This window comes from Maribellus sp. YY47 (assembly GCF_023111095.1).
In the GTDB taxonomy this organism is placed as follows: domain Bacteria; phylum Bacteroidota; class Bacteroidia; order Bacteroidales; family Prolixibacteraceae; genus Draconibacterium.
This window is the reverse complement of record NZ_JALGYW010000007.1, coordinates 197,568-223,564: the sequence shown is the minus strand read 5'-3', so window position 1 is coordinate 223,564 and position 25,997 is coordinate 197,568. Positions and strand designations below refer to the sequence as shown.

At 44.8% G+C, this 25,997-nt stretch carries 18 protein-coding genes; 15 read left to right on the top strand and 3 right to left on the bottom strand.

Going from position 1 to position 25,997, the window contains the following annotated elements:
• Positions 1-280 precede the first annotated feature (280 nt).
• The 5 genes from MR764_RS07880 to MR764_RS07860 all read left to right on the top strand — a co-directional run bounded on the left by MR764_RS07880 (position 281) and on the right by MR764_RS07860 (position 7,793).
• Entirely contained in the window at positions 281-661 is a 381-nt protein-coding gene (locus MR764_RS07880) for an endonuclease domain-containing protein (protein ID WP_247978863.1), read from the top strand.
• Between the two features lie 358 nt (positions 662-1,019).
• The gene (locus tag MR764_RS07875; RefSeq protein ID WP_247978862.1) at positions 1,020-1,751 is read left to right on the top strand and encodes a hypothetical protein; all 732 of its coding nucleotides are present in this window, start codon (positions 1,020-1,022) and stop codon (positions 1,749-1,751) included.
• Positions 1,752-1,847: 96 nt separating this feature from the next.
• On the top strand, positions 1,848-3,269 hold the full coding sequence (locus tag MR764_RS07870; protein ID WP_247978861.1) for a hypothetical protein: 1,422 nt from the start codon (positions 1,848-1,850) through the stop codon (positions 3,267-3,269).
• Between the two features lie 1,151 nt (positions 3,270-4,420).
• The gene (locus MR764_RS07865) at positions 4,421-5,149 is read left to right on the top strand and encodes a hypothetical protein (protein WP_247978860.1); all 729 of its coding nucleotides are present in this window, start codon (positions 4,421-4,423) and stop codon (positions 5,147-5,149) included.
• A 442-nt stretch (positions 5,150-5,591) separates the two neighbouring features.
• The gene (locus tag MR764_RS07860; protein ID WP_247978859.1) at positions 5,592-7,793 is read left to right on the top strand and encodes an Ig-like domain-containing protein; all 2,202 of its coding nucleotides are present in this window, start codon (positions 5,592-5,594) and stop codon (positions 7,791-7,793) included.
• A 415-nt stretch (positions 7,794-8,208) separates the two neighbouring features.
• On the opposite strand, the gene MR764_RS07855 is transcribed toward MR764_RS07860, so the two are convergent.
• Positions 8,209-9,444, bottom strand: a complete 1,236-nt coding sequence (locus MR764_RS07855; protein ID WP_247978858.1) for a PLP-dependent transferase — start codon at positions 9,442-9,444, stop codon at positions 8,209-8,211.
• 220 nt (positions 9,445-9,664) lie between these two features.
• Positions 9,665-9,787 carry a hypothetical protein gene (locus tag MR764_RS20250; protein WP_282189161.1) on the bottom strand — a complete coding sequence of 41 codons (123 nt, stop codon included), beginning with the start codon at positions 9,785-9,787 and terminating at the stop codon, positions 9,665-9,667.
• Positions 9,788-10,521: 734 nt separating this feature from the next.
• On the opposite strand from MR764_RS20250, the gene MR764_RS07850 reads away from it, so the two are divergent.
• The 10 genes from MR764_RS07850 (at position 10,522) to frr (ending at position 25,264) form a co-directional block, all read left to right on the top strand.
• The gene (locus MR764_RS07850) at positions 10,522-12,540 is read left to right on the top strand and encodes an alpha amylase C-terminal domain-containing protein (protein WP_247978857.1); all 2,019 of its coding nucleotides are present in this window, start codon (positions 10,522-10,524) and stop codon (positions 12,538-12,540) included.
• Positions 12,541-13,557 carry a GSCFA domain-containing protein gene (locus MR764_RS07845; RefSeq protein WP_247978856.1) on the top strand — a complete coding sequence of 339 codons (1,017 nt, stop codon included), beginning with the start codon at positions 12,541-12,543 and terminating at the stop codon, positions 13,555-13,557.
• A gap of 94 nt (positions 13,558-13,651) precedes the next feature.
• Positions 13,652-15,601: an amylo-alpha-1,6-glucosidase gene (locus MR764_RS07840; RefSeq protein ID WP_247978855.1), complete on the top strand. Its 1,950-nt coding sequence runs from the start codon at positions 13,652-13,654 to the stop codon at positions 15,599-15,601.
• Between the two features lie 145 nt (positions 15,602-15,746).
• Positions 15,747-17,039 (top strand): glycosyltransferase family 4 protein, encoded by a 1,293-nt coding sequence (locus MR764_RS07835; protein WP_247978854.1) that lies wholly within the window; start codon positions 15,747-15,749, stop codon positions 17,037-17,039.
• Positions 17,040-17,150: 111 nt separating this feature from the next.
• A complete protein-coding gene (locus MR764_RS07830; RefSeq protein ID WP_247978853.1) occupies positions 17,151-18,473 on the top strand; it encodes a glycoside hydrolase family 57 protein in 1,323 nt (440 codons plus the stop codon).
• A gap of 61 nt (positions 18,474-18,534) precedes the next feature.
• Positions 18,535-21,111 (top strand): alpha-glucan family phosphorylase, encoded by a 2,577-nt coding sequence (glgP, locus tag MR764_RS07825; protein WP_247978852.1) that lies wholly within the window; start codon positions 18,535-18,537, stop codon positions 21,109-21,111.
• Between the two features lie 219 nt (positions 21,112-21,330).
• Positions 21,331-21,906, top strand: a complete 576-nt coding sequence (locus MR764_RS07820) for an XRE family transcriptional regulator (protein ID WP_247978851.1) — start codon at positions 21,331-21,333, stop codon at positions 21,904-21,906.
• Positions 21,907-21,925: 19 nt separating this feature from the next.
• Positions 21,926-23,578 carry an AMP-binding protein gene (locus MR764_RS07815; RefSeq protein WP_247978850.1) on the top strand — a complete coding sequence of 551 codons (1,653 nt, stop codon included), beginning with the start codon at positions 21,926-21,928 and terminating at the stop codon, positions 23,576-23,578.
• Positions 23,579-23,882: 304 nt separating this feature from the next.
• Entirely contained in the window at positions 23,883-24,593 is a 711-nt protein-coding gene (pyrH, locus tag MR764_RS07810) for a UMP kinase (protein WP_247978849.1), read from the top strand.
• 107 nt (positions 24,594-24,700) lie between these two features.
• Complete coding sequence (gene frr, locus MR764_RS07805; protein ID WP_247978848.1) at positions 24,701-25,264, top strand: ribosome recycling factor; 564 nt, start codon at positions 24,701-24,703, stop codon at positions 25,262-25,264.
• 91 nt (positions 25,265-25,355) lie between these two features.
• Here the strand turns inward: frr and MR764_RS07800 are convergent, their stop codons facing one another.
• Complete coding sequence (locus MR764_RS07800; RefSeq protein ID WP_247978847.1) at positions 25,356-25,997, bottom strand: DUF3267 domain-containing protein; 642 nt, start codon at positions 25,995-25,997, stop codon at positions 25,356-25,358.

The following is a 25,997-nucleotide window of genomic DNA, read 5'->3' as shown; positions in this document are numbered from 1 at the left end:
GTGGTTCTAAAAGAAGGCAATGAAATGATGATAAAAGGCGCAAGAAGTTGAATTAAAACTACTCACCCTGATCCGTCAGCAGACGTATCGTCCCTCTCTATGCATAGAGAGGGAGAAGAGGGAGAGTGGTTCTAAAAGAAGGCAATGAAATGATGATAAAAGGCGCAAGAAGTTGAATTAAAACTACTCACCCTGATCCGTCAGCAGACGTATCGTCCCTCTCTATGCATAGAGAGGGAGAAGAGGGAGAGTAAAAAACATGAATGGATAATTTGAAACGATGAGTAACAATCATACACCAATTAGTCGAGCTAGAAAGCTTCGTCGTGAAATGACGGAAGAAGAGCTTATTCTATGGCAGAAACTGAGAGGTCGAAAGTTTCTTGGATTGAAATTTCTACGTCAACATCCGATTATTTATGATAGGATTAACAACGAGCCAAAATATTTCATTCCTGATTTTTATTGTGCTGAAAAAAAGCTTGTGATTGAAGTTGATGGTAAGATTCATGAGTTTCAGAAAGGAAGAGATCGGAAGAGGGAGGAGATTCTAAACGGAGCAGGACTATGTATTCTGCGAATTAAAAATGAAGAAATTGAAAATGATGTATTCACAGTTTTAAAGAAAATTGAGGCTTTTATATTGGAAAACTCACCCTGATCGTGATCCGTCAGCTGACGGACACAATCGTCCCTCTCTATGCATAGAGAGGGAATGAGGGAGAGTGGTTCTAAAAGGAGGCAATGAAATGATGATAAAAGGCGCAAGAAGTTGAATTAAAACTACTCACCCTGATCCGTCAGCAGACGTATCGTCCCTCTCTTCGCGAAGAGAGGGAGAAGAGGGAGAGTGGTTCTAAAAGAAGGCAATGAAATGATGATAAAAGGCGCAAGAAGTTGAATTTTAAAACTACTCACCCTGATCCTTCAGCAGACGTATCGTCCCTCTCTTCGCGAAGAGAGGGAGAAGAGGGAGAGTAAAAAAAGACCTACTAATAAAAAGAGATAAAATAAAACAAATGTCGAACAACGGATTACATCACCTATTGGTAACGGGTAGTGAGTACTCAGTACCAAATAGACTCTCCCCCCTGGGGGGAGCCGGAGGGGGTCTTAGTCCGCAATACCTCAATGCCTATGGAAAAAGTTTTTGCAAAATGAACCTGACTGACCCGAAAAAAGAGCAGCAAAAAGATGCTGTTATTTCAAGATTTAGTGAATTAACAGACATCTGTAATAGGAATGAGTCAAAACTTAAGGAAGGTGAGACACCCGAAATGAAACTCACCCTGATCCGTCAGCTGACGGATCGTCCCTCTCTTCGCGAAGAGAGGGAGAGTGGTTCTAACAGAAGGCAACGAAATGCTGATAAAAAGCGCAAGAAGTTGCATTTAAAACCACTCACCCTGATTGAAACTGCGTTCCAATCGTCCCTCTCTATGCATAGAGAGGGAATGAGGGAGAGTAATCTTCCTTTGCCAACAGCACCCGGCTCCGTGCACTTTGCCCTTTGCTCCGAGCTCTTAGCTCCATGCTCTTGGCTTTTTGCTCTTAGCTCTATGCTCTCGGCCCTTAGCTCTTTGCTCTTGGCTCTTAGCTCTTTGCCCCATGCCCTTAGCGCTATGCTTAGTGCCTGGAGGCCGATACGTAAAACAAATAACAAAAAAATAAACCGGGCTGTCTTTACTCCCCTTATTGGGAGGGGTGGCGAGAAGCTCTTAATTACAACAGAATTTAAAACAAATACTTAATTATTTAACCGGCTTAGGTTTCCTGTAACCACGGAGATTTCCCCATTTGGGGGAATGCCCGAAGGGAAGGGGGTTAGGCCACAAAAATTTTAAATTATGAAAAAGCAAATTTTATTTCTAACGTTTTTTGTCACGGCTATTTTTGCCGGGAACAGTGCCTTTGGGCAAACTCCAATAATAGCAGAAGGAACACCAAATCCTTATGTAAGTTTTTTGACTGTAACGGATAATGATCCGGCAAATGTATCATGTGCAGTACAAGAAGTATTGCCGTGTTTAACAACTGTAGTTACAGATCACTTGCACCCTTTAGCTGGAGAAACATATACTTATACTGTTACAACTTCAGATGCAGCGCTGGATGCAGGGGGTAATCCAACACAAGATAGAATTCATTGGTTTGTAATAAATTACAATGATCTTACAGCTCCTGCCGGCATTATTGATCCAATCAATGATATCGATAATCTTAATGGAATAATTGATATAGGTGATGGAACGGGTGACTTCATACTAAGTAATATTGCTACTGGTGGAGTTTACAATACTCCAACTCAAACCGCAAACTCGATTGATATTACCTGGAAATCTTTTGACGGAGCTTCTAACGTTGTTCTTTTGGTAGCTTATGCAGTTGATGGAACTGGGTGTACTGATAATATTGAGGTATATCGCATTATGCCACAATTCAAGTTTACTCTCGATATTGCTGCAATTAATGATGCCGGTGCTATCATTGGAGCAATGCAAACAAGTACAGCAGAAGAATGTGTTTCCCCTATTGAATCTGCAACTTATGTCCCCGGTGCTGATGCTACTGATGGAACATTAACAGTTGATTATGGTGAGAACTACTTATTTTTCACCGTAACTGCAACTAATTTCACTCATTCTTGGTTACCTTCATTTCAAACAGAATATTCTGGTGGCGTTGGTCCTGATGGAATTACGGTATCATGGGCATATCCTGATCAAGCCGTCTTAAGTGATGCAACTACTGGAGCGGCAACTGGAACATGGACCACTGTTGGTACTGCTAATTCCGGGGCGTTGACAACTCTTGGGGGCGTTAGTGGAACAGATGTTCCCGTAGAACACCCTGATAATGATGATACGGCAACTCCAGTAGTTATTGGTGCGGATGATGGAACAGGTGAATGTATCGTTGTTAGAGTTCGAATTGATCACGGCACGCTTAATGAAAATGCAGAACCTAATGATCGTACTTTTAAGCTGGCTGTTGATGGTGTAATGTATGATGCAAATGCAACGGTTGCTGCAGATACATATGCAAACGGCACTTTAGCAGATTTAGGACCAGATTCAGATACTACTCCTGATGGTATTTGTAATGCAGATCAGTTTGAAAACGATTGGGTGAATTATATTTTGACACCAAGACCGCAGATAGAAACATCTACGACCCATGCAACGCAAGGACTTCAGTATTTCGAACTTAACAGTGGAGACAATACCAGTGGTACACCAAATGATCCTAATAATGGTTTAAATCCATAACATGAACAAACTTTGCTTTTTCATAACCTAACCGTCGGGAGACGGACAAGATATCAGTCGGGAGACTGACAAGTAGTTCAGCGGCAACGAGCAGGGGCGCCATGCCCTTTGCTCCCCGCCCTGGGCAGATGGAGTTGAAAGTTCAGGGTTAAAAGTTCAAAGTAGTTTTTACTTGTAGCTAATAACTCGGGGCTTGCTGCTAACAAGGTTATGAAAAGAGGAAAGAAGAAAATAAGTCGAGGTAATTGAAGTCTAATGACTAATGTCTGATGACCAGTGACCAATGACTTGCTGCTCCGGAAAAATCCAACGGCCGTGTGCCGGAGGAATTACGAAACAGATCTTTGGGGCTCTTTGTGAAGATCTCTGTGTCCTCTGTGTTAAAAAAAAGAAACCACAGCGCTCACGGAGAAGTCACGGAGAACACAAAGAAAGTGAACAGCCTTTGATGGAGTCGAACAATTTGACAATTTAACAGTTTGGCAATGGATGAATCTACTGAGGCTTGCAGCTTATTTACACTTAACAACATGTAAAAATGTGAACAAAAGTAACTACATAAAAACAAGCAATGCGCCTCCCCTGGCAAGGGGTACACCGTACCTGAAGCAAAGGGCAAAGGGCAAAGGGCAAAGCGCACTATACGCCATGCACTACGCTCGATGCCTGACATTCAGGGGAGGGCCGCTGCTTTATTTGGACATCGGACCTGTAGAATGTATTGGGCCTTCCCTCTGTCCGGAATGCGAAAGCAAACGGGAGACGGCTCGCAGTTCGCAACTCGCAGCTCGCAGCTTGCAGCTAATAGTAATTAACAGCTCGTGGCTCGTGGCTCGTAGCTCGCAGCTAATATTATCTTTGTGCTTCTCTGTGCGCTTTGTGGTAAAAAATGATCGTCATCCGACGAAAACCACGGAGAACACAGAGAAGTTACAGAGGACGCAAAGAGTTGAAGCATATTTTAGGGCCTGAGCAGCGATTCGGCTTTGTGTCGTGTGTGCCTGTTGTGGTTCATGTATCCGGCAGGTCATCCTGAGCGGAGTCGAAGGATGTTTCAGTATCGGCCCAATGCCCAATGACCAGTGACATTAAATGAAAAGACAAATACAAAATATAAAGGAAACAAGCTAACAGCTTACGGCTCGTAGCTCATGACGAAAAGAATCGCACATATCATCCGATGGATTCCGGGATTTCTCCTGGTACTGCTGACCGTGGCTCAGGCTTCGGCCCAGATCGTTGTGGAGGAATGTGAGACCATGACATTTAGCGTCGACAGTCGTCCGGGTATTAATGATCTGAATTTTGTCTGGGGTATTTATACCGCATCCAGTCAACCAAAAGATGTACTCGATCCGGCAGGAACACTCGATCCGGCATTATATTTTGTCGATGGCATGTATGCCAGCGGAGTGGGAAGATCGGTAAAGGTCACCGGACTGGAACCCGGGAAATATTATGTACGCATTCATGTGTGGGATGAGATAAGCTGTACCGATAACATCGAGATGTATGTAATGGAGGTCATCGAATCTACGCTCGATATGAAGATCTATGCCGATTCGGTTTGTATTGGTGAGGCAACCAATGTGTATATTCGCTTTACCGGTGTAGGCCCTTATGAAATTCAGTATGTGATAGGCGATGAATTAACGCCCAGTGTGATCAACCTGGTAGGAACCGAAGCAGATCCGGAGATTATCATCCCGATTACGCGGTTGCTTCCGGTGGGCGAAACCAAATTTTGGGTAATGAAGGTTACTGACAATTGTAAAGTATACAGTTACGAAGAAGTGGCTCCGGAAGAACGACCCGGTACCGGTATCCTGATTTATCCGAAACCAACAAAACAACCGATCTACCTAAAAGAGAATGATTAGCGTATGGAAAAGTTATATTGTAAATTAGAACTGAAAAAATGAGGAAGGCAAAGGCTGAGGCACAGGCGAAGAAAAGCTACAGTGGGCGAAGGTATCAGCCCGGAAGCGAATACCGGTTTATGAAAAATAAAACAACTCTGTGATCCTCTGTGAAAAACTCAGTGGTCCTCTGTGGTAAAAAGAAGAAAAACCACAGAGAACACAGAGAAAAGCACAGGGGGTTAGGGGTAGCCGCGGATTGAAGAGTAATAAACGAATACTGATTTATGAAAAGTAAAACAACTCTGTGATCCTCTGTGAAAAACTCAGTGGTCCTCTGTGGTAAAAAGAAGTAAAACCACAGAGAACTACAGAAGTTGAAAAATAAAAAATAATGATTCAAAGCTCTTGGCTCGCGACTCATAGTTCGGGGCCCGCAGCTCAATAAGAAATGAAAAAGTTGATGTACATAGTATTCTTCCTGCTGATGGCGGCAAATCTGCTCGCCCAGGAAACCTATGTCATCGACTCGGTATGCGTGGGAGCCGATCGCACCTATCGCCGCGATGGCGAGGCCGGTTATTCTTACTATTGGGAGCTGATTGACCGCCAAATCTCCGACACCAGTAATATCCCCGGAGTTGACTTTAAGGAGGTAAACGGTTTGGATACTACCTGGGGAAACGAGATCGCACACCTTTGGGATACCGAGGGCGCGTTCGATATTGTGGTGTACGTAACATCCGAACATGGTTGCGATACCCTCGAACAGGGAACGGTAAAGGTATTCCCCTTGCCCGAATCCTATGCCGGAGAAGACAGGGACCTTTGCGACCTGAATGAAATTACCCTTTTCGGCGACACCGCCTGGAACTACAGCGTACTGTACTGGACGGCCCCCAACGGCGACGGAACATTTACCGGTGAATACAATCTCCATCCCACTTATTATCCCGGACCCGGCGACATTGCAGCGGGCCAGGTAACACTGGTGCTTACCGCCGAAGGCCTGGCCGACAACGGAACCTGTACGCCCGCCGTTGATTCGGTTACCTTCCGCCTCTATGAAAATCTTCCGCCTAATGTTGTAAATGATACTGCCGTAACTTATGTGGATGTGCCGGTTTACATTCCGGTCATCGACAACGATAGCGATGTGGGGCTCAAAACCGATGTGGATACCTTCTCGTTGACGATTCAGCATAATCCAAGAAACGGAGCTGTTACAACTGATCTCCAGACCGGAATTGTTTTGTATACTCCGGATCCGGGATTCGTGGGCATCGATTCGTTCCAATATGCGGTTTGCGACGACGGTATTCCTTGTGAACCCAAATGCCGGCCTGCCATGGTGTATGTAACGGTTCGTTCTTACGGTTTGGGGCCTGCTGCTTTTGACGATTATTACGACTTGCCGTGCGGTAACCTGACCGGAAATGTTGCCTTAAATGACATGGACCCGGAAGTTGATAATATTGTGGTGAACCCGGTTACGCTTACACCTCCGGTAAATGGAATACTTACACTGTATGACGACGGGCATTTCGAATACGAGCCATTCTTCGATTTCGAGGAAGGTATCGACAGCTTCGAGTACGAAATATGGTACGAGGGGGCTCCCGGAATACGGGATGCTGCCTGGGTATACATTACGCGCGTGGCCGATGCCGATTGCGACGGAGTGGCCGATGTGGACGATATCGACGACGACAACGATGGTATCCGCGACGTGAATGAAGGATTTAATCCTGATTTCCCTGAACTTTCCATTGATTCGGATCACGATGGTATTCCGGATTACCTGGATATTGATTCTGACAACGATGGTATTGTGGACAATATCGAAGGTCAGGGAGAACACGATTATATCTCGCCCGATGGATGGCGGGATGAAAACAACGACGGCTGGGACGATCGTTACGATCCGAATTACGGCGGTTATCCGTTCGACCTGGCGCTGAACGACCACGATCAGGACGGCCAGCCCGACTACATCGATATTGACTCCGACAACGACCACGTGCTCGACTTTATCGAGGGACACGACGCCAATGCCGATGGTATCCCGGATGTTACCCGCCTGTTTATTGACTCGGATGGCGACGGCTTGGACGATGCCTACGACATGTGGGTGGATACCTGGGGCAACGATATTGACAATGAGATTGCACACAACGCACCGCTGCAGGATTTTGACGGCGACGGATGGCGCGACTGGCGCGATACCAACGATGAAGACGATGAGTACCTGACCGAAAATGAGGATATAAATGGCGACGGCGACTACAGTAACGACGACCTCGACCTCGACGGACATCCGGAGTACCTCGATACCGAAATGAATTGTGATCTCTTTATTCCGGAAGGTTTCTCTCCGAACGATGATGGCATTCACGACTTCTTCCAGATCTTGTGTATCTATCCAAGATATCCGAATGCGAAGATGATGATCTTTAACCGCAATGGACAAAAATTGTGGGAAAAAGAACACTATGGTAACTACGACATTTGGGGATGGAACGATGCCTGGTGGTGGGGTACAACCGACAGCCGTTTTGTGATCGGCAGATCGGGTGGATTACCGGCCGGAAACTACATCTACGTACTTCTGTTAAATGACGGACTGGGTGGTGTTCGAAACGGAACAGTGATGGTGGCTTACTAATGCAGGCTGGCATTCTTGTTTCCCGTTAGCCCGAAACAACTTCGCGATATTATTTGAGAAATAGGATAGAGCCCTTCAGAAACAACCTGGTTTGTTTTGCGAAATGAGGGTGTCTAAAAATCTAAATGAAAATATTTTTGGCTTACAGATTGAAAGTTAGTTTATAAAAACAGAACACTGATGACACCGATTTTGCAAATAATCACAGATAAAATCGGCGCAAATCAGTTGAATCTGCGTTATCTGTGTTCCATTAGTTTTTTAATGTAAGTTTCATTCTTTTTGTTTTTACTTTTAGACACCCTCAGCTTATTTATTGATTATCTTTCTTTTAAATTACCTTCTGGCTGGTCATGTGAGAAGATTCACTTCCGATTAATCTTACTCGTATTAAAAGATTTGCAACCTTTCGGAATTATACCTCCAATGCTTGTTTTATGTCGTCGATCAGATCTTCTACATTTTCTATTCCTACAGAAAGACGCATCATGGTATCGCGAATATTGGCAGCAGCCCTTTCTTCGTTCGAAAACTCGGCATATATCGTAGAATGCGGATGAATAATCAGTGTTTTATTATCGCTCAGATTGGTGGCCCGTCGTACCACTTTTAACTGATTCATAAAACGGTAACAGGCCTCTTTCGATTCCAGATCGAAGGAAAGAATGGTTCCGGGAACGCCTCCAAAATATTTTTCCGACGCTTCGTAGCCGGGATCGCCTTCAAGACCGGGGTATCCAACGGCTTTCACCTTAGGTTCTGAGCGTAGGTAATTACCCAGTGCCAGGCAGTTGTTGTAACATTTTTCCACGCGCAGCTCCAGCATGTCGAGCCCCTGGCTCATAAAACGGGCGGTCTGGGGCGACATACTTCCGCCGGTGTTTCGGTATATGTTTTTTCTGATTTTTGCAATCAAAGCATTTTTCCCAAATTTTTCGATGTAGTTCGCCAGGTTGGGGTTCAGTTTCCACTCAAAATTCCCGTGGTCAATAATAGCGCCCCCAAACGAGGTGGCTCCCCCTGAGATGTGTTTGGTAGTGGAGATGACCTCGATGTTGATTCCAAAATCTGCAGCACGAAAAACATTTGGCGGAGTTACGGTGCTGTCTGCAATCAGCAAAATATGATGTCGTTGGGCAATTCGTGCCAGCATTTCAATGTCGGCTATTTCCAACTGAGGATTGGTTACGGTTTCAAAATAGATCGCACGGGTGTTTTTGTCGATCAAAGCCTCAATTTCCGTCTCATCGCGAAGAGTGGAAAAGCGGCAGTCCAATCCAAATTCGGGAAGGGTCTGGTGAAAGAGCGCATAAGTGTGCCCAAACAAACGGCTTCCGCTGATGATGTTATCTCCGGCCTTGGTAAGCGCCAGAATGGTATTTGAAATAGCAGCCATTCCCGAGCTGACGGCAATTACTCCGTTGCTGCCCGTTAGCGCTTTTAGTTTTAACTCGAAATACTCAACGGTTGGGCTCGATGTACGGGAATATACGTGAGCAATATATTCCCCTTTGAAATTGGCTTCGATTTGTTCTGCCGAGTCAAATTCAAAGGCTACTGCTTCGTAAAGCGGCATCTGCAGCGCTTTGTGAGGATCAGATTTGGGGTAAGGTACATTCAGTGAGGTGGTTGTAAAGCCGGTTCGTTTCATTTTCTGCATTTTATCAAAAAAAACAAATCAATAAACTAAAAGTTTTTCAAACAGGACTTGATTTTGGCCTGATATTTGTTTAATCTGCGCAGGTTTTAATAATAATTAAACAGCATTTATTGACCTTATAAGACCATGGCGCCCCCCGTCATGGTCTTTCTCTTTCCTATCCACATCGTTTTTCAAAATTAGGATCACCCGTAAAATAAGGTGGATTAATTTAGAAATTGACTATTATTTCATGCCCGCCGGCGGCCTTCATTTTTATCTTACCACAAAAACGAAGCACGAGGAAGGCATTTTCGAGCGCAGGGCTGCTTTGGGTCATTACCTGCGTTTTCATAAAACCCAAGTTCGGACGCCTGCCTGCCCGTAGGCAGGCGTGATCTCCTTCCCGAATTCTCGGAAGAGCTTCCCGCTCTTACTAAGGTTTTTTCTCAACTCGGGGCAACGAACAAAAGAGGCCGTCCACTTATGCAACGCCGCTACATCGGAGACTGGCCTCGGCCGGTGAGCCGGAAAGCAAGCGGTGACGACGTTGAAAAATTACTGCTGTTTGACCCCGAGTACTCGGGGGAGTTCAGTAATTTTAGTCGACATCGCGTAGCTTTTCCGAGGGAAGCGGACGCAGCCTTGGGTTTTCTGTCTACTCTTTGGGCTAAACCAAAAAGTAGAATCAGGCTGATAAGCCAAAAGAATGTTGCTTGTACTTGGTAGCTTTTATTCAATATTAAAACTTCTGGGTAATCAATTTTTACTCCACCTACCTTTGCGGGTGATTCAAAAATTTTCAGGTTAATATAGGCAGAGGTGTCGCATAGCGGTTTTTTCTCAGTTCCGATATTTTTTATTTTTTTGAGAAGCATTCTTTTACGTTTACATATCTTTATGAAAAATCAGGAGTGTCCGGATAACTTAGAATAGATTCCTCGCTACACCTCAGAATGACAGGATTTTGTAGCGTTAAGAAAACGAACCTACTTGTTATTCCGGGTGAATCTGCCAGCTGGCGGAGAAGGGAAAGAATCTTTTTCAGGGTTATTTAATTTGGCGGACACAACGTATAAAACACGATTAATGAAAAAATATTTGCCTAAGCTTGTTCAGGACGATCCCTGGTTGGAACCGTATTCTTCGGTGATTTTTGATCGGATGATTGTTGCGGAAAGAAGACAAAATGAAATAACCGGGGGGAAGAGTTTATTCGAATTTGCTTCCGGTCATCTTTATTTTGGGCTTCACAAAACAGCCGGTGGCTGGGTAATTCGTGAATGGGCGCCCAATGCAACCTGTATTTACCTAGTGGGCACTTTTAACGCCTGGAGCGAACAGGCAGAATTTTCGTTTACGCACATCGGGGAAGGAGTTTGGGAACTGGTATTGGATGGCGAGGCACTGCATCACGGAGATTTATATGCGCTTCAAATTCACTGGGCGCTGAATTCAGGGAAACGTGTGCCGGCCTGGGCCAGATATGTGGTTCAGGATAAGGATACGCACATTTTTAATGCACAGGTTTGGGCGCCTGAGTCACCCTATCAGTGGCAATATGCTGAATTTGAACGAAGCGATGAGCCGCCGCTGATTTACGAAGCTCATGTTGGAATGGCGGGAGAGGAGCCACGGGTTCACACCTACAACGAGTTTCGTGAACTGATGCTGCCGCGTATCAAAGCCAACGGATACAATACCATTCAGCTGATGGCGATTCCGGAACATCCCTATTACGGAAGTTTTGGCTATCACGTGTCGAGCTTTTTTGCACCCTCGTCGCGCTTTGGAACACCTGACGAATTAAAGCAACTCATTGATGAGGCGCACGGAATGGGACTGGCGGTGATTATGGACCTGGTGCATTCTCACGCCGTGAAAAATGAAGTGGAAGGTTTGGGAAATTACGATGGAACCCGCTTCCAGTTTTTCCACGACGGGGCCAAAGGCGAGCACCCGGCCTGGGATTCGTATTGTTTTAATTACGGGAAAAGCCAGGTCGTTCATTTTCTGTTGTCGAACATCAAGTACTGGCTCGACGAATTTAAATTCGATGGCTATCGTTTCGACGGCGTTACCAGCATGCTCTACTTCAACCACGGACTGGACATTGCTTTTACCAACTACGCCGATTATTTTGGCGCCAACGTAGATTACGATGCCGTGACCTATTTTAAGCTTGCCAATAAACTGATAAAAGAAATAAATCCAAAATCGCTTTCGATTGCCGAGGACATGAGTGGTATGCCGGGACTGGCTGCACCTGTTGCTCACGGCGGACTGGGTTTTGATTTTCGGATGGCCATGGGAATGCCCGATTTCTGGATCAGGATCATCAAGGAAAAGTCGGATGAACAGTGGGATGTGGGCGATATTTTTTACCAGCTTACTTCAAAAAGGCTCGACGAAAAAGTGGTGAGCTATGCCGAATCGCACGACCAGGCTTTGGTGGGCGATAAAACCATTATTTTTAGGTTGATCGACAAGGAAATGTATTTCAGCATGCGGAAAGACCAGCCGAATTTAATGGTCGAACGCGGAATAGCGCTGCATAAAATGATCCGCCTGGCTACTGCCAGTTCAGCTGGCGGCGCTTACCTGAATTTCATGGGAAATGAATTCGGACATCCCGAATGGATCGATTTTCCGCGCGAGGGCAATAACTGGTCGTTTAAACACGCCCGCCGGATTTGGAGTATTGCCGACGATGCTGAACTCAAGTTCCACTGGCTGTACGATTTCGACAAGGAGATGATTGCGCTGATCAACGAAAACAAGCTGCTGACTATTCCTTCGGTTGATTTGGTGCTGGAAAACAAACCGGATAACGTGCTGGCTTTTCATCGCGGCCTGTTTTTGTTTGTGTTTAATTTCAATCCTCAGCATTCCTATACCGATTACGGTATTCCGCTTGGTACCGGAAAATACCGGATTGTGTTGAACACCGATTCCGGAAGATTTGGTGGCAACGATCTTGTAGATGAAGACATCAGCTATTATACTTTACCCAATGGAGGAGTGAACAGTCAGCATTTTTTAAAACTTTATTTGCCGGCCCGAAGTGCGCTGGTGTTGAAAAAAGTAGATATTCCGAAAGCAAAATAAATGCGGGGAGCAAAATTTCAAACATACGTAGACCTACCCCATTATCCATATAAAGCGGGGTACCGGAAGAAAAGTGTTTTTATCGGCTCCTGTTTTACCGAAAATGTGGGAAACAGGATGCTGGCGCTAAAATACCCGGTAGATATCAATCCGTTCGGCATTCTTTACAATCCCTCTTCGGTGGCAAAAGCGCTGCAGGAGCTGCTCGACGCGAAAAAGTATGGCGGAAATGAGCTGTTTCAGCACAACGACATCTGGCATAGTTTTATGCATCACGGTCGGTTTTCGTCGGTTGATCAGGAAGAGGTACTGGAGCAGATCAATACGCGAATCGCTTATTCGTCCCACTGGTTGCGGGAGGCCGGTTTTCTTTTTCTGACCTTTGGAACCTCGTGGATATACCGCTTCAGCGAAACCGGGGAGGTGGTGGCCAATTGCCATAAAGTTCCGGCATCGAAGTTTGTGCGCGAACGCTTGTCGGTGAAAGAGATTGTTGATGTGTACACGGACCTGCTGCCGCGGCTGTGGGAACAAAACCCTGGAATTAAGATTGTGTTTACCGTAAGTCCCATACGCCATTGGAAAGATGGCGCCATCGAAAACCAACGGAGCAAGGCAGCGTTGATTCTGGCAATCGACGAGCTGGTAAAACGGTTTCCGGAGAAGTGTTACTATTTCCCGTCCTACGAAATTGTGATGGATGAATTGCGTGATTACCGCTTTTATGCCGAAGATATGTTGCACCTTACCGATGTGGCAGTGGATCATATCTGGTCGGTGTTTGAGGAAAGCCTGATTGACGGTGAAAGCAGAAAAACAGCGCTGAAAATTCAAAAAGTTGTAAATGCAATGCATCATCGTCCGTTGAACAAACGCTCACAAGAATTTGCTGTTTTCCTGAACAAGTTCCTAAAAATGACCGAAGAACTGGAAACGGAATATTCCTATCTTAACTTAAAGTTAGAAAAAGAATATTTTATCCGCCATTTGGAGGAATTGAACGAAAACGGCAGATAAAGTGATTTAAATCATGTACATTTGAATATGAGTGTTCGCTCATTCTCTATAACTTTCTAAACCAATAAATCTCAAATCGTTATTAAGTTTTGTTATGCATTATCTTAGTTTTGATCAGGAGCAACTTATAAATCTGGAGTATTCTTTAGACAGGGAAATACTTCGAACCAACAAAGCCGGATCGTATTTGTGTACGACCCTGAGTGGCTGTAACACCCGGAAATATCACGGATTACTGGTGAGTCCCATCGAAAATTTCGGAGGAGAAAAACATGTGTTGCTTTCGTCGCTTGACGAAACGATCATTCAAAACGATGCAGAGTTTAACCTTGGCATTCATCGCTACCGCGGAGGAAGTTATGAGCCGAAGGGACACAAATATATGCGGAACTACAGTTTTGGGAACGTTCCGAAAATCACTTACCGGGTGGGTGGTGTCGTCATCACAAAAGAGCGATTACTGGTTGAAAAAGAAGAACAGGTGTTGATCCGCTACACGCTGGAAGAGGCACGCTCGGCAACCACCTTGCGCTTAAAGCCCTTTTTGGCCTTTCGCAATATTCATGCATTGAGCAAGGCGAACATGTTTGTAAATACCAAGTTCGAAAATGTTGAAAACGGAATTGCAACCCGCCTGTACGACGGATATCCGAATCTTTACCTTCAATTAAACAAGCCGGCCGATTTTGTTCCGGTTCCCGATTGGTACTATAATGTAGAATACCTCAAAGAGCTGAACCGGGGATACGATTACCTCGAAGATCTTTTTGTTCCGGGTTACTTCGAATTCCCAATGGAAAAAGGGGAATCAATAGTGTTTGCGGCCGGATTGACAGCTTCAAATCCACTGGGATTAAAGCAACGTTTTACCCGCGAATCCAGAAAAAGAACCGACAAGGAAACCTTCGCCAGTGCCCTGGAGCACGCGGCAAAACAATTTGTGGTTCATAAAAAAAATACGGCTGAAATTATTGCCGGCTTTCCCTGGTACGGCAGCATCACCCGCCAAACGTTTATTGCCTTGCCCGGGCTGTGTTTGTCGCTGAAAGAAGAAAAGTTGTGTGCGACCATACTCGATTCCTACCTGAAATATTTTAACGATGGTTTTTTCCCCGATCATATCGGCAACAAGGAACTGACCTATCATTCAGCTGATACATCTTTGTGGTTTATCTGGGTGGTACAGCATTGCTACAAGAAAAAGGGTAAGCCTGCCCTAACCTGGAAAACCTATGGCCCTGCGATTAAACGGATTCTTACAGCCTATAAAGAATCGAGGATGGGCTACATTGGCATGAACAAGCAGGGTTTGATTGAGGCGGAAAAAGAAAACATTGCACTTACGTGGATGGATTCTTATGTGAACGGAATCCCGGTGGTTCAACGCGCAGGCATGGCCGTAGAAGTAAATGCGCTGTGGTTTAATGCCATTTGTTTTGCCCTCGATTTGGCAGATATGGCCGGCGACCATGAATTTATTGCGGAATGGAAAGAGATGGTGGAAAAAGTGGCGCATTCATTTTTAGATACGTTTTGGAGTGAGAGCCATGGCTTTCTGGCCGATGTGGTGAAAAACGGTGTGCCCGACTGGTCGGTTCGGCCCAATATGGTGATTGCCGTTGCGCTCGATTACACGCCACTTAATAAAGAGCAGCAGAAACAGGTGTTGAGTGTTGCCAAGAAAAAATTACTGACGACTCGCGGATTGAGATCCCTGTCGCCCGATCATCTGCGCTACAAGGGAAATTTAACGGGAAATGCGCAGGAGCGGGAGTCGAAGATACATATGGGGGCAGTTTGGCCCTGGTTGTTCCCGTTTTTTGTGGAAGGGTATCTGAAAATCCATAAAAAAGGAGGATTACCTTTTGTAAAACAAATTCTGGAAAGTTTTGAAGAAGAAATGACACAAAATTGCGTGGGAACGGTGTCGGAGATGTACAACGGAATCCCGCCACACCCGGGAAAAGGAGCGATATCGCAGGCCTGGAGTGTGGCCGGTGTGTCGGCTGCCATGAAACTGATTCAGAACTATCACGAGAAATAAAACAGAAAAAGAAAACAATACGGTTCGGGAGTTTAAGGATCGGAAAGGACAGTGAGATGTAACGGGCAGAATTGTTAAAACGTAAAGTACAAGATCAAGGGTTGTAAAACCCGGGAGATATTGAAAACCAAAAAAAGCGTTACACATGAAAGTACTGATGTTTGGATGGGAATTTCCACCACATATTTCAGGAGGATTGGGAACCGCATGTTACGGATTAACCAAAGGATTGGCCGGAATTGACGATGTGGAGGTAACCTTTGTCGTTCCAAAGGCTTTTGGCGACGAGGATCAGTCGGTGATGAAACTGATCGGTGCCAATACTGTGCCCATTGCAACAAAAGACTTTCATTTTGAGGAGACCGACAAAACAATGAGTTATCTCGAGGTGGATTCTCTAATCGTTCCCTATGTAAGTGAAGATGAATTCTGGAAACTCAAGAACCAAAAACTTCCGCGAAATTCCCGCCTGGTGGAAACCGGCGATGGATTGAAAATTGAATTTAGCGGGAGTTACGGCGCGGGATTGATGCAGGAGATCAAAAACTATGCATTGGTGGCCGGGTTTATCGCCCGGGAAAATGATTTTGATATTATTCATGCCCACGACTGGCTGGCTTATCCGGCCGGAATGGCGGCCAAGCGAATCAGCGGAAAGCCTTTGGTGGTGCATGTGCACGCTACCGATTTCGACCGGAGTGGAGGAAATGTGAATCCCGGGGTTTATTCGGTGGAGCGCGAAGGAATGGAGGCTGCCGACAAAATTATAGCGGTAAGTAACCTTACCCGCGATACCGTCATCGAAAAATACGGAATCTCGCCTGATAAAGTGGTAACGGTTTACAACGCAGTCGAACCCGTGGATGACAATCCCGGAACACTCCCGCAAAAAGGAGTGAATGAAAAAGTGGTTACTTTTTTGGGGCGGGTTACCATGCAAAAAGGCCCGGAATATTTTATCGAAGCCGCGAGCCTGGTGTTGCGAAAAATGAAAAATGTGCGTTTTGTAATGGCCGGAAGCGGCGATATGCTTGACGCCATGATTGCCCGTACGGCACAGTTGGGAATTGCCGACCGTTTTCATTTCACCGGCTTCCTAAAAGGTAACGATGTAAGCAAGCTCTTTCGGATGACCGATGTTTTTGTGATGCCTTCGGTTTCCGAGCCCTTTGGAATTGTTCCGCTGGAAGCCATGCAGCTGAATGTTCCGGTTATAATTTCCAATCAGTCGGGTGTTGCCGAAGTGTTGGAGAATGTGATAAAAATTGATTTCTGGGACATATTTGCGATGGCAGATTCCATCCATGGCATTTTGAGCTATCCTTCGTTGTCGGCCCACTTCAGGAAAGAAGGGCGCCACGAGGTAGGAGAACTAAAATGGATTAATTCTGCCGTGGATGTGAAAAAGGTATACGATAGTGTCGTATCCCGGAATTAAGAGATAGAGAGAATGAAACGAACAGTGTCCGCCCGTAAACGGAACGTGATAAAGGATAATGATAAGATATACGTTTCATGCTTACCATAACGAATAAACAACTTTAATACAATGAAATCAGTTTGTTTGTTTTTTCAGGTCCATCAGCCGTTCAGGCACCGGCGCTACCGGTTCTTTGATATCGGTAACGACCACTATTATTACGACGATTATTCAAACGATACAATAATGCGCAAAATAGCCGATAAGTGCTATTTGCCGGCCAATAAACTCCTTCTCGATTTAATCGACCGGACGGAAGGGAAATTTAAAGTTGCCTTTTCGATTACCGGAACTGCCCTCGAACAATTTGAATTATATGCGCCCGAGGTCATCGATTCGTTCCGGAAACTGGCAAAAACAGGTTGTGTCGAGTTTTTATCCGAAACCTATTCGCATTCCTTGTCGTCGCTAAAAGATCCGGAAATTTTTAAAGAACAGATTCGTTTACACGACGAGCGTATCTTTGGCTTGTTTGGGCAAAAACCACGCATCTTTCGGAATACCGAAATGATTTACTCGGATGAAATTGGCGCCCAAATCGCCGGAATGGGTTTTCATGGAATTCTCACCGAAGGCGCAAAGCAGGTGCTTGGCTGGAAAAGTCCGAATTTTGTGTATGTAAATGCCATTAATCCGAGAATGAAGGTGTTGATGCGCAATTTTAAACTGAGCGACGATATTGCCTTCCGGTTTTCGAATGGGAACTGGTCGGAATTTCCGCTGACCGCTGAAAAGTTCATCGCCTGGTTGGAAAAGCTGGAGGCCAGGGAAGAAGTGGTGAATTTATTTCTGAGTTACGAATCGTTTGGCGAGCGCCAAAAGGCAGAAAGCGGAATCTTCAATTTCCTGGAAAGTTTTGTGGAAAAGGTGGTGCAAAATACACAGATGCGCTTTGCTACGCCAACACAGGTTGTAGAACAGTTACAGCCGGTTTCTGCGGTTCATGTGCCCGAAGCCATTTCCTGGGCCGACGAAGAAAGAGACCTTACCGCCTGGTTGGGAAACAACCTCCAAAAAGAAGCGTTTACAAAGCTTTATGAGTTGGGAAAACGCATGCAGCGTTGTACCGATCAAGATTTGATAAAAGACTGGAACTACCTGCAGGTGAGTGACCATTTTTACTATATGTCAACTAAACATTCTTCTAACGGTAGCGTTAATCGATCAGAAAATCCTTTTGATTCGCCGTATGGGGCATTTATCAACTATATGAACATCTTAAGCGATTTTAAGATCAGGCTGAATGCCGTGGTGCCGGAGAATGAAACCGAAAGTGAGATTGCCGTTCTTCAGCGGATTATTGATGAGAAGGATGAAAAATTGAAAAAACTGGAAGCCGATTTGCGCCGTCTTCAAAAAACAAAAAAAACAAAGACGACGCTGAGAAAATAAAAAAGTAATTGGGAGGGATAAACGCTCTCCGATGCAAGGGATAAACGTAAAATTTTAAAAAATGGAGACAAACAAAGTAAGATATATACAAACGCCGGTAATTGCAGAACCGGTTTGGAAGAAAATCAGTGTGGAATCAGATTTGCCGGCAGATCTGGAACCGCTGAGGGTGCTTTCGAAAAACCTTTGGTGGGTCTGGAATAACGAGGCCCGCGAGATCTTTAATTACATCGATGCCGAAATATGGGAAGAATGCGAACACAACCCGATTCTTTTACTAGACAAGGTGGTCTACAGCCGGTTTATTGACCTGACAAACGATGAGATATTTCTGGACAGAATGCATCGGGTATATGCCGATTTCAATGCGTATCTGGATGCGAGAAAAGAACTGACAGGACCTGAAGTAGCCTATTTTAGCATGGAATACGGCTTGCACGACAGCCTGAAGATTTTTTCCGGAGGGCTGGGAATTCTGGCAGGCGATTATTTGAAAGAAGCCAGCGACTCTAAAGTAAATCTGGTAGCCGTTGGATTGCTCTATCGGTATGGGTACTTCAAGCAAACGCTTAACCTGCACGGAGAGCAGATGGCTAACTATGAAGCGCAGCAGTTTACCAAAATTCCGGTTCAGCCGGCAATGGACAAGGATGGCAACTGGGTGGCCGTTGAAGTCGAATATCCCGACCGTAAACTGATCGCGCGTGTTTGGCAGGTAAACGTAGGCGCTGTAAAACTGTTTTTGCTTGATTCTGACCATGAAGAGAACAGTGATCAGGATCGTTTCGTAACCCATCACTTATACGGTGGCGACAACGAGAATCGCCTGAAACAGGAAATGTTGCTGGGGCTTGGAGGTATCAAAGCTTTGAAAAAACTGGGATATCAATCCGATATTTACCATTGTAACGAAGGACATGCTGCGTTTATTGGTATTGAGAGAACCATGGACCTGGTTAACGAACGTGGACTCACATTTGCCGAAGCCAAGGAAGTGGTGACAGCATCGACCATATTTACGACGCATACTCCGGTTCCGGCCGGGCACGATTCATTTCACAACGATTTGTTCCGCCGTTATATGCACATTTTCCCGGGGCGGATGGGACTAAGTTGGGAAGAGTTTGATGCATTGGGTAAAGCCGGCCCGCAGGAAGATCACTTTAATATGAGTTACCTGGCTTGCAACCTCTCACAGGGAATTAACGGGGTAAGTATGCTGCATGGCGACGTTAGCAAGGAAGTTCTTAAAAACCTGTACAAAGGTTATATGGTAGAAGAGCTGGAAATCGGTTATGTGACGAATGGTGTGCATTACCCCTCGTGGACAGCTCCGGAATGGAAAGCGCTTCATAAAAAATATTTTGGCCCCGATTTTCCTGAAAATCAACTTGATTTTGATGTCTGGAAAAATATCTACAATGTACCGGACAGCGAGATATGGGAACTGCGCAAAACGTTGCGACTGAAGTTGATCAACTACATTAAACAGCGTTTTGCCAATAACTGGATCAAGCGTCACGAAAATCCAAAGATTGTTACCGAAGTAATGGGAAAACTCAATCCCAACGTTCTCACGATTGGTTTTGCTCGCCGTTTTGCCACCTACAAGAGGGCCCATCTTCTGTTTCGGAACCTGGACCGTTTGGCAAAGATTGTAAATAACCCGGAACGACCGGTACAGTTTATCTTTGCAGGGAAAGCACACCCAGCCGATAAAGCGGGGCAGGACCTGATCAAATACATCGTTGAGGTTTCAAAACGTCCCGAATTCAGAGGAAAGATACTATTTGTTCAGAATTACGATATCAACCTGGCCAAGAAACTGCTTCAGGGAGTGGATGTGTGGATGAACACTCCGACCCGTCCGTTGGAAGCTTCAGGTACCAGCGGTGAAAAAGGTGTGATGAACGGAACCTTGCACTTCTCGGTGCTCGATGGCTGGTGGGTAGAAGGATACCGGAAAAATGCCGGCTGGGCGCTGCCTGCCGAAAGGGCCTACGATGTTCAGGATTTTCAGGATGAACTGGATGCTGAAACCATCTACAATATTCTGGAAGAAGAGGTGGTGCCTGCCTTCTATAGCCGGAACCACGAAGATGTGCCTGAAAAATGGGTAGAGTTCGTAAAAAATACTATTGCACAGGTAGCTCCCGATTTTACTACCGGTAGAATGATCAAAGACTACCAGGATCGATATTACAATCCACAGTTTGAGCGGTCGTCAAAAGTAAAAGCCGACGATTACAAACTGGCCAAGGAACTGGCAGCCTGGAAAGCTTTTGTCAGTTCGAAATGGGACGGTGTTAAAGTCGTCAACATGGAAATGATAGAAGGATTTACCAACCGTCTGGTGATGGGACGGGAGTATCCGGTTTACGTTAAAGTAGATTTAAACGGTCTGACAGCAAAAGACGTTGGACTGGAGTTGGTGATTACTGAAGGTGGCGAAAACGGAAACCTCGAAATGTTTGATATCCGTGAGTTTGAACCCGAGGATTGCAACAGCAAGATTTGTACGTACAGATACGTAGTGCGGCCTGTTCACCCCGGAGCTTTTAATTACAGTTTCAGACTGTTCCCTAAAAACGGGAATCTGCCTCACCGGCAGGATTTCAAATACCTCAAATGGATTTAATTCTTTGAATAATACAAAACAGGAAGGTGCTTAAGGGCACCTTTTGTTTTTACTACAATAAATCAAAGCAAGGTAAAGTTTGAACGTGGATATAGCTATGTGATTCTTTTTTCATTACATTCAAACCGTTATTTTTGCACGATAATAAAAGTTATTATTGACGTGCGGATTTGAATTTGTTTCAGATTTTGGTACTGTTGCCGATAAATAAATCAAACCATGAAGAATCAAAAAAAAATAGGAAAGAAGATAAAGGCATTTCGCGAGTTCCGTAATATATCACGTGAAGATTTGGCGCTGAAAGCAAACCTGGATGAATCGCAACTCGGATTGATCGAGGAAGAGGGGAGTGTTCCGTCGTTGGGACATCTCATCAAAATTTCGCGGGCGCTTGGAGTGCGAATCGGTACCTTTCTCGACGATCAGGATAAAATCGGTCCGGCAGTTGTTAAGTCCGGTGAGGAAAAAGTAAGTCTTAGTTTTTCGACCAAAGATACCACTCCCCGCGAGCATCTCAATTTTTTCTCGCTGGCCCAGGCGAAAGCCGACCGGCATATGGAGCCTTTTGTGGTGGAAATTGAACAAAACAACGAATCGGATTATAAATTGTCATCACACGAGGGAGAGGAATTTATTTACATTTTAGAGGGGAGTGTGGAAATCAATTATGGGAAAGAAGTCTATCTGCTGCAGCAGGGAGATAGTATTTACCTCGATTCTATTGTAGCGCATAATGTTCATGCTGCAGGAAACCAGAATGCAAAGTTACTGGCAGTGATTTACACGCCGGTATAATTTTTTTAAATTTCGAAATATGCAGCTACTCGACTATACTTTGGGCCAAATGCTGGAGAAGTGGGCCTACGAAACTCCCGACCATGATTTTATTGTATATCCTGATCGCGATTTACGTTTTTCATACAAACAATTTAACGAACGGGTAGATCAGCTGGCCAAGGGTCTTTTGTTTATTGGTATCCGGCCCGGCGACAAAGTGGGGATCTGGGCCAAAAATGTACCGGACTGGACAACGCTGATGTTTGCCACTGCCAAGATCGGCGCGGTTCTCGTAACAGTGAATACCAATTATAAGCTGTCGGAGATTGAGTACCTGATTCAAAATGCAGATCTGCATACGCTTTTCCTGGTAGACGGATACCGCGACAGTGATTACGTGCAGATGATTTTTGATCTGGTTCCCGAATTAAAAACCCAGGCGCGTGGAGAACTTCGAAGCGAAAAATTTCCAAAGCTGCGAAACGTGGGCTTTGTCGGGCAGCAGAAACACCGCGGTATGTACAATACCTCAGAGCTTATTCTTCTGGGAAACCATATCGACGATCTGGAACTGGAGAGTGTAAAAGAAACGGTGACTTGTCAGGATGTGGTGAATATGCAGTACACCTCCGGAACAACGGGTTTCCCCAAGGGAGTAATGTTATCACATTATAATATTCTGAACAACGGATTTGCGACGGGAGAGTGCATGAAATATACACAAAACGATCGCTTGCTGGTTTGTGTGCCGCTATTCCATTGTTTTGGATGTGTTTTGGCGGTATGTTCGATCATTACTCACGGAGCAACGATGGTGTTTACCGAAGATTTCGATCCGCTTCTGGTAATGGCTTCAATTCAGAAAGAAAAATGTACCGCTTTGTATGGCGTGCCTACCATGTTTATTGCCGAATTGAATCACCCTATGTTTGATATGTTCGATTTGTCGTCGTTGCGTACCGGGATTATGGCGGGAGCCCTATGCCCGATTGAAACGATGCGGCAGGTGATGGATAAAATGCACATGAAAGACATCATCGTAGTTTACGGCCTCACCGAATCTTCCCCGGGAATGACGGCAACCCGCACACACAATTCCGCTGAAGTGCGCGCCACCACGGTTGGCTTTGAATACCCGAATGTGGAGGTGAAGATTGTGAATCCTGAAACCGGAGAGCGGTGTAAACAGGGAGAACAGGGTGAGATTTGCTGCCGGGGCTACAACGTGATGAAAGGATACTACAATAACCCAAAAGAAACCGCTAATGTGATCGATAAGGAAGGCTGGTTGCATTCGGGTGATTTGGCAGTCAAAACGGAAGACGGTTTTTATCGGATCACAGGTCGGATCAAGGATATGATTATTCGCGGCGGTGAAAACATTTACCCCCGGGAAATCGAAAATTATCTATTCCAGATACCTCAGGTTGAAGCGGTAGAAGTTGCTGGAGTTCCCAGTGAAAAATACGGCGAGGAAGTGGGCGCTTTTATTAAAGTAAAAAAAGGCCAGCAGCTGTCTGAGGAGGAAGTGGTTGACTTTTGCAGAGGAAAGATCTCGCGCTTCAAAATTCCCCGCTATATTTTCTTTGTCGATGAGTTTCCCATGACTGCCAGTGGCAAAATTCAAAAATACAAACTGAGCGAGTTGTCGCTGGAATTGTGCAGGAAGAAAGGGATAGAGGTCATTTAGCTTGCCATCGTTTTACTTTTTTGAATTATGTCAGGCTTGGAATAATCAAGGCTGGAGGACTGGTTGGAGCAATAAGCCCCTTGCATACCTGATATTCCTCATGTTTTTCAGAGGTAAAAAATAACAATTTCGCTAACGAAAGTTAAGCATGCATTGAAGCACGATTCAATAAAGATATCTATTACGCGAAGGGTAATAGTGAATTGACACCTTGTGTGTCGGACCAGCTGCCGGAAGACAGCTGGTTTTTTGTGTCAGAAAAGGAAAACTATTTTAACTTTGTCGGGCAATAAAAACAGGACACATGGCTAAATACAAGCGTATTCTACTTAAACTTAGTGGTGAATCATTGATGGGAGATCAGCAGTATGGCATTGATCAGACCCGCTTAAACGATTATGCTGAACAAATAGCTGCTTTGGTAAAAAGTGGAATTGAAGTTGGAATTGTAATCGGAGGCGGAAACATATTTCGCGGGTTAAGTGGTGCAGCCAAGGGATTCGATCGCGTGAAGGGGGATCAAATGGGAATGCTGGCGACAGTGATTAACAGTCTGGCGCTGAATTCCGCCCTGATTAACGCAGGTGTTCGCTCCAGAACGATGACCGCTATTCGTATGGAGCCGATCGGAGAGTTTTATTCCAAAGAGAAAGCGGTAGAGGCATTGTCAAACGGAGAAGTGGTGATTATTTCGGCAGGTACCGGTAATCCTTACTTTACCACCGATACTGCAAGTGCATTAAGAGGTATTGAAATCGAGGCTGAGGTTATGTTAAAAGGAACACGGGTGGATGGAATCTATTCTGCCGATCCCGAGAAAGATCCTTCAGCAACCAAATTCGAACGCATTACCTTCGATGAAATTTATGCGCGCAATTTGCGCATAATGGATTTGACGGCAACCACTTTATGTAAAGAAAACAATTTGCCTATTCTGGTTTTCAATATGGATCAAAAAGGTAACCTGCAAAGAGTTATGGACGGCGAATCAATTGGAACGATTGTGCATAACTAAGCCTGATTTATTTGAATTGGGAATAAATTATTTAAAAAATTTTCGAGTTTATATATTTTTTCTATATTTGCTAACAATCCAAGGTTGGTAATACAGTGTTTTAACTAATGCAAGAGGAAGTACAATTCGTTTTAGACGTATGTAAAGAGAAGATGGGAGGAGCAGTTTTGCACCTCGAAAAGGAGTTGGTTCACATTAGGGCAGGAAAAGCTTCTCCGGCAATGTTGGATGGCGTTCATGTTGAATATTATGGAAGTTTGACACCGCTGAGTCAAGTGTCAAATGTCAGTACACCAGATGCAAGAACAATTGCGATTCAGCCATGGGAGAAGAAGATGATCCCTGAAATTGAAAAGGCAATTATGGCGGCTAATTTGGGTCTTAATCCGGATAACAACGGAGAAATCATCCGAATTAACATACCGGTCTTGACGGAGGAAAGAAGGAAAGGTTTGGTAAAACAAGCAAATAACGAAGGCGAAAATGCCAAGATCAGTGTCCGTTCTGCCCGAAAAGATGCCAACGACAGTCTTAAGAAACTGCAAAAAGACGGTTTGTCGGAAGATGTCGAGAAAGATGCTGAAGCGGAAGTGCAAAAGATGACTGACAAGTATACTAAGATGATCGATTCTTTAGTGGAAGCTAAGGAAAAAGATATAATGACTATTTAATTGTTTCTAGTTTTCTGTTTTCTGAACATTGTTTAATTGTTTTCATGGCTTTGAGGCAGCTTGTAGAAGCTGCCTTTTTTTTGCGTTTTTTCTAAGCCATTTTTCTTTTTTGATAATAGTAACTTTTCTTCTCCTTCTGTACATCAAAAGTATAAATCACTTCATTCCGGTGTCGGTAAAAAACAGAAAGCAAACCAATGTCGCCCGCGCAAAAGAGACTGTGTATCGCCATTATCAACAGGAACGAGTAGACCCAGGGCGTACCCCAAAACAGCAGAGTTAAGATCAATGCGATACCTTTAACCACGAGTAAAGGTGTCAGAGCAATCCAGGTAAACTGCACACGGTTGATCACATGCCGGTCAGCCTCAGCAAAAAATATAAATTTTCGGAAATAGGCTCCGTAATGCACATGGGGTGCTCCGCTTAGTTTAATTGCCAGGCCGTGTAAAAGCTCGTGAATCGGAATAAGCACAGTAAAGCAAAAAAGCAAAGCTGCAATCGAAAAATATAGATTTTCAGGAGTATGTTGTAACGTGAGGACGATGGATTTTATCAGTAAAAAGATGGCCAGAATGATCATCAATGTCTGGTAAGTCATAAACGTCACTATTATTTTACCCCCTTGTGCCAGCTGATTTAATACAAACGATTTGATGTTGTCGTGACTAAGCTCAGCAATCAGCTCAAAGCTTTCCGGGTCTTGTAATTCCTGAATGGTAGGATTCTCCAT

What these genes read in the sequence shown, in the direction of transcription:
- MR764_RS07880 (WP_247978863.1), top strand. Translation starts at nt 281, where the DNA reads ATGAGTAACAATCATACACCAATTAGTCGAGCTAGAAAGCTTCGTCGT.
- MR764_RS07875 (WP_247978862.1), top strand. Translation starts at nt 1,020, where the DNA reads ATGTCGAACAACGGATTACATCACCTATTGGTAACGGGTAGTGAGTAC.
- MR764_RS07870 (WP_247978861.1), top strand. Translation starts at nt 1,848, where the DNA reads ATGAAAAAGCAAATTTTATTTCTAACGTTTTTTGTCACGGCTATTTTT.
- MR764_RS07865 (WP_247978860.1), top strand. Translation starts at nt 4,421, where the DNA reads ATGACGAAAAGAATCGCACATATCATCCGATGGATTCCGGGATTTCTC.
- MR764_RS07860 (WP_247978859.1), top strand. Translation starts at nt 5,592, where the DNA reads ATGTACATAGTATTCTTCCTGCTGATGGCGGCAAATCTGCTCGCCCAG.
- MR764_RS07855 (WP_247978858.1), bottom strand. Translation starts at nt 9,444, where the DNA reads ATGAAACGAACCGGCTTTACAACCACCTCACTGAATGTACCTTACCCC.
- MR764_RS20250 (WP_282189161.1), bottom strand. Translation starts at nt 9,787, where the DNA reads ATGAAAACGCAGGTAATGACCCAAAGCAGCCCTGCGCTCGAAAATGCC.
- MR764_RS07850 (WP_247978857.1), top strand. Translation starts at nt 10,522, where the DNA reads ATGAAAAAATATTTGCCTAAGCTTGTTCAGGACGATCCCTGGTTGGAA.
- MR764_RS07845 (WP_247978856.1), top strand. Translation starts at nt 12,541, where the DNA reads ATGCGGGGAGCAAAATTTCAAACATACGTAGACCTACCCCATTATCCA.
- MR764_RS07840 (WP_247978855.1), top strand. Translation starts at nt 13,652, where the DNA reads ATGCATTATCTTAGTTTTGATCAGGAGCAACTTATAAATCTGGAGTAT.
- MR764_RS07835 (WP_247978854.1), top strand. Translation starts at nt 15,747, where the DNA reads ATGAAAGTACTGATGTTTGGATGGGAATTTCCACCACATATTTCAGGA.
- MR764_RS07830 (WP_247978853.1), top strand. Translation starts at nt 17,151, where the DNA reads ATGAAATCAGTTTGTTTGTTTTTTCAGGTCCATCAGCCGTTCAGGCAC.
- glgP (WP_247978852.1), top strand. Translation starts at nt 18,535, where the DNA reads ATGGAGACAAACAAAGTAAGATATATACAAACGCCGGTAATTGCAGAA.
- MR764_RS07820 (WP_247978851.1), top strand. Translation starts at nt 21,331, where the DNA reads ATGAAGAATCAAAAAAAAATAGGAAAGAAGATAAAGGCATTTCGCGAG.
- MR764_RS07815 (WP_247978850.1), top strand. Translation starts at nt 21,926, where the DNA reads ATGCAGCTACTCGACTATACTTTGGGCCAAATGCTGGAGAAGTGGGCC.
- pyrH (WP_247978849.1), top strand. Translation starts at nt 23,883, where the DNA reads ATGGCTAAATACAAGCGTATTCTACTTAAACTTAGTGGTGAATCATTG.
- frr (WP_247978848.1), top strand. Translation starts at nt 24,701, where the DNA reads ATGCAAGAGGAAGTACAATTCGTTTTAGACGTATGTAAAGAGAAGATG.
- MR764_RS07800 (WP_247978847.1), bottom strand. Translation starts at nt 25,997, where the DNA reads ATGGAGAATCCTACCATTCAGGAATTACAAGACCCGGAAAGCTTTGAG.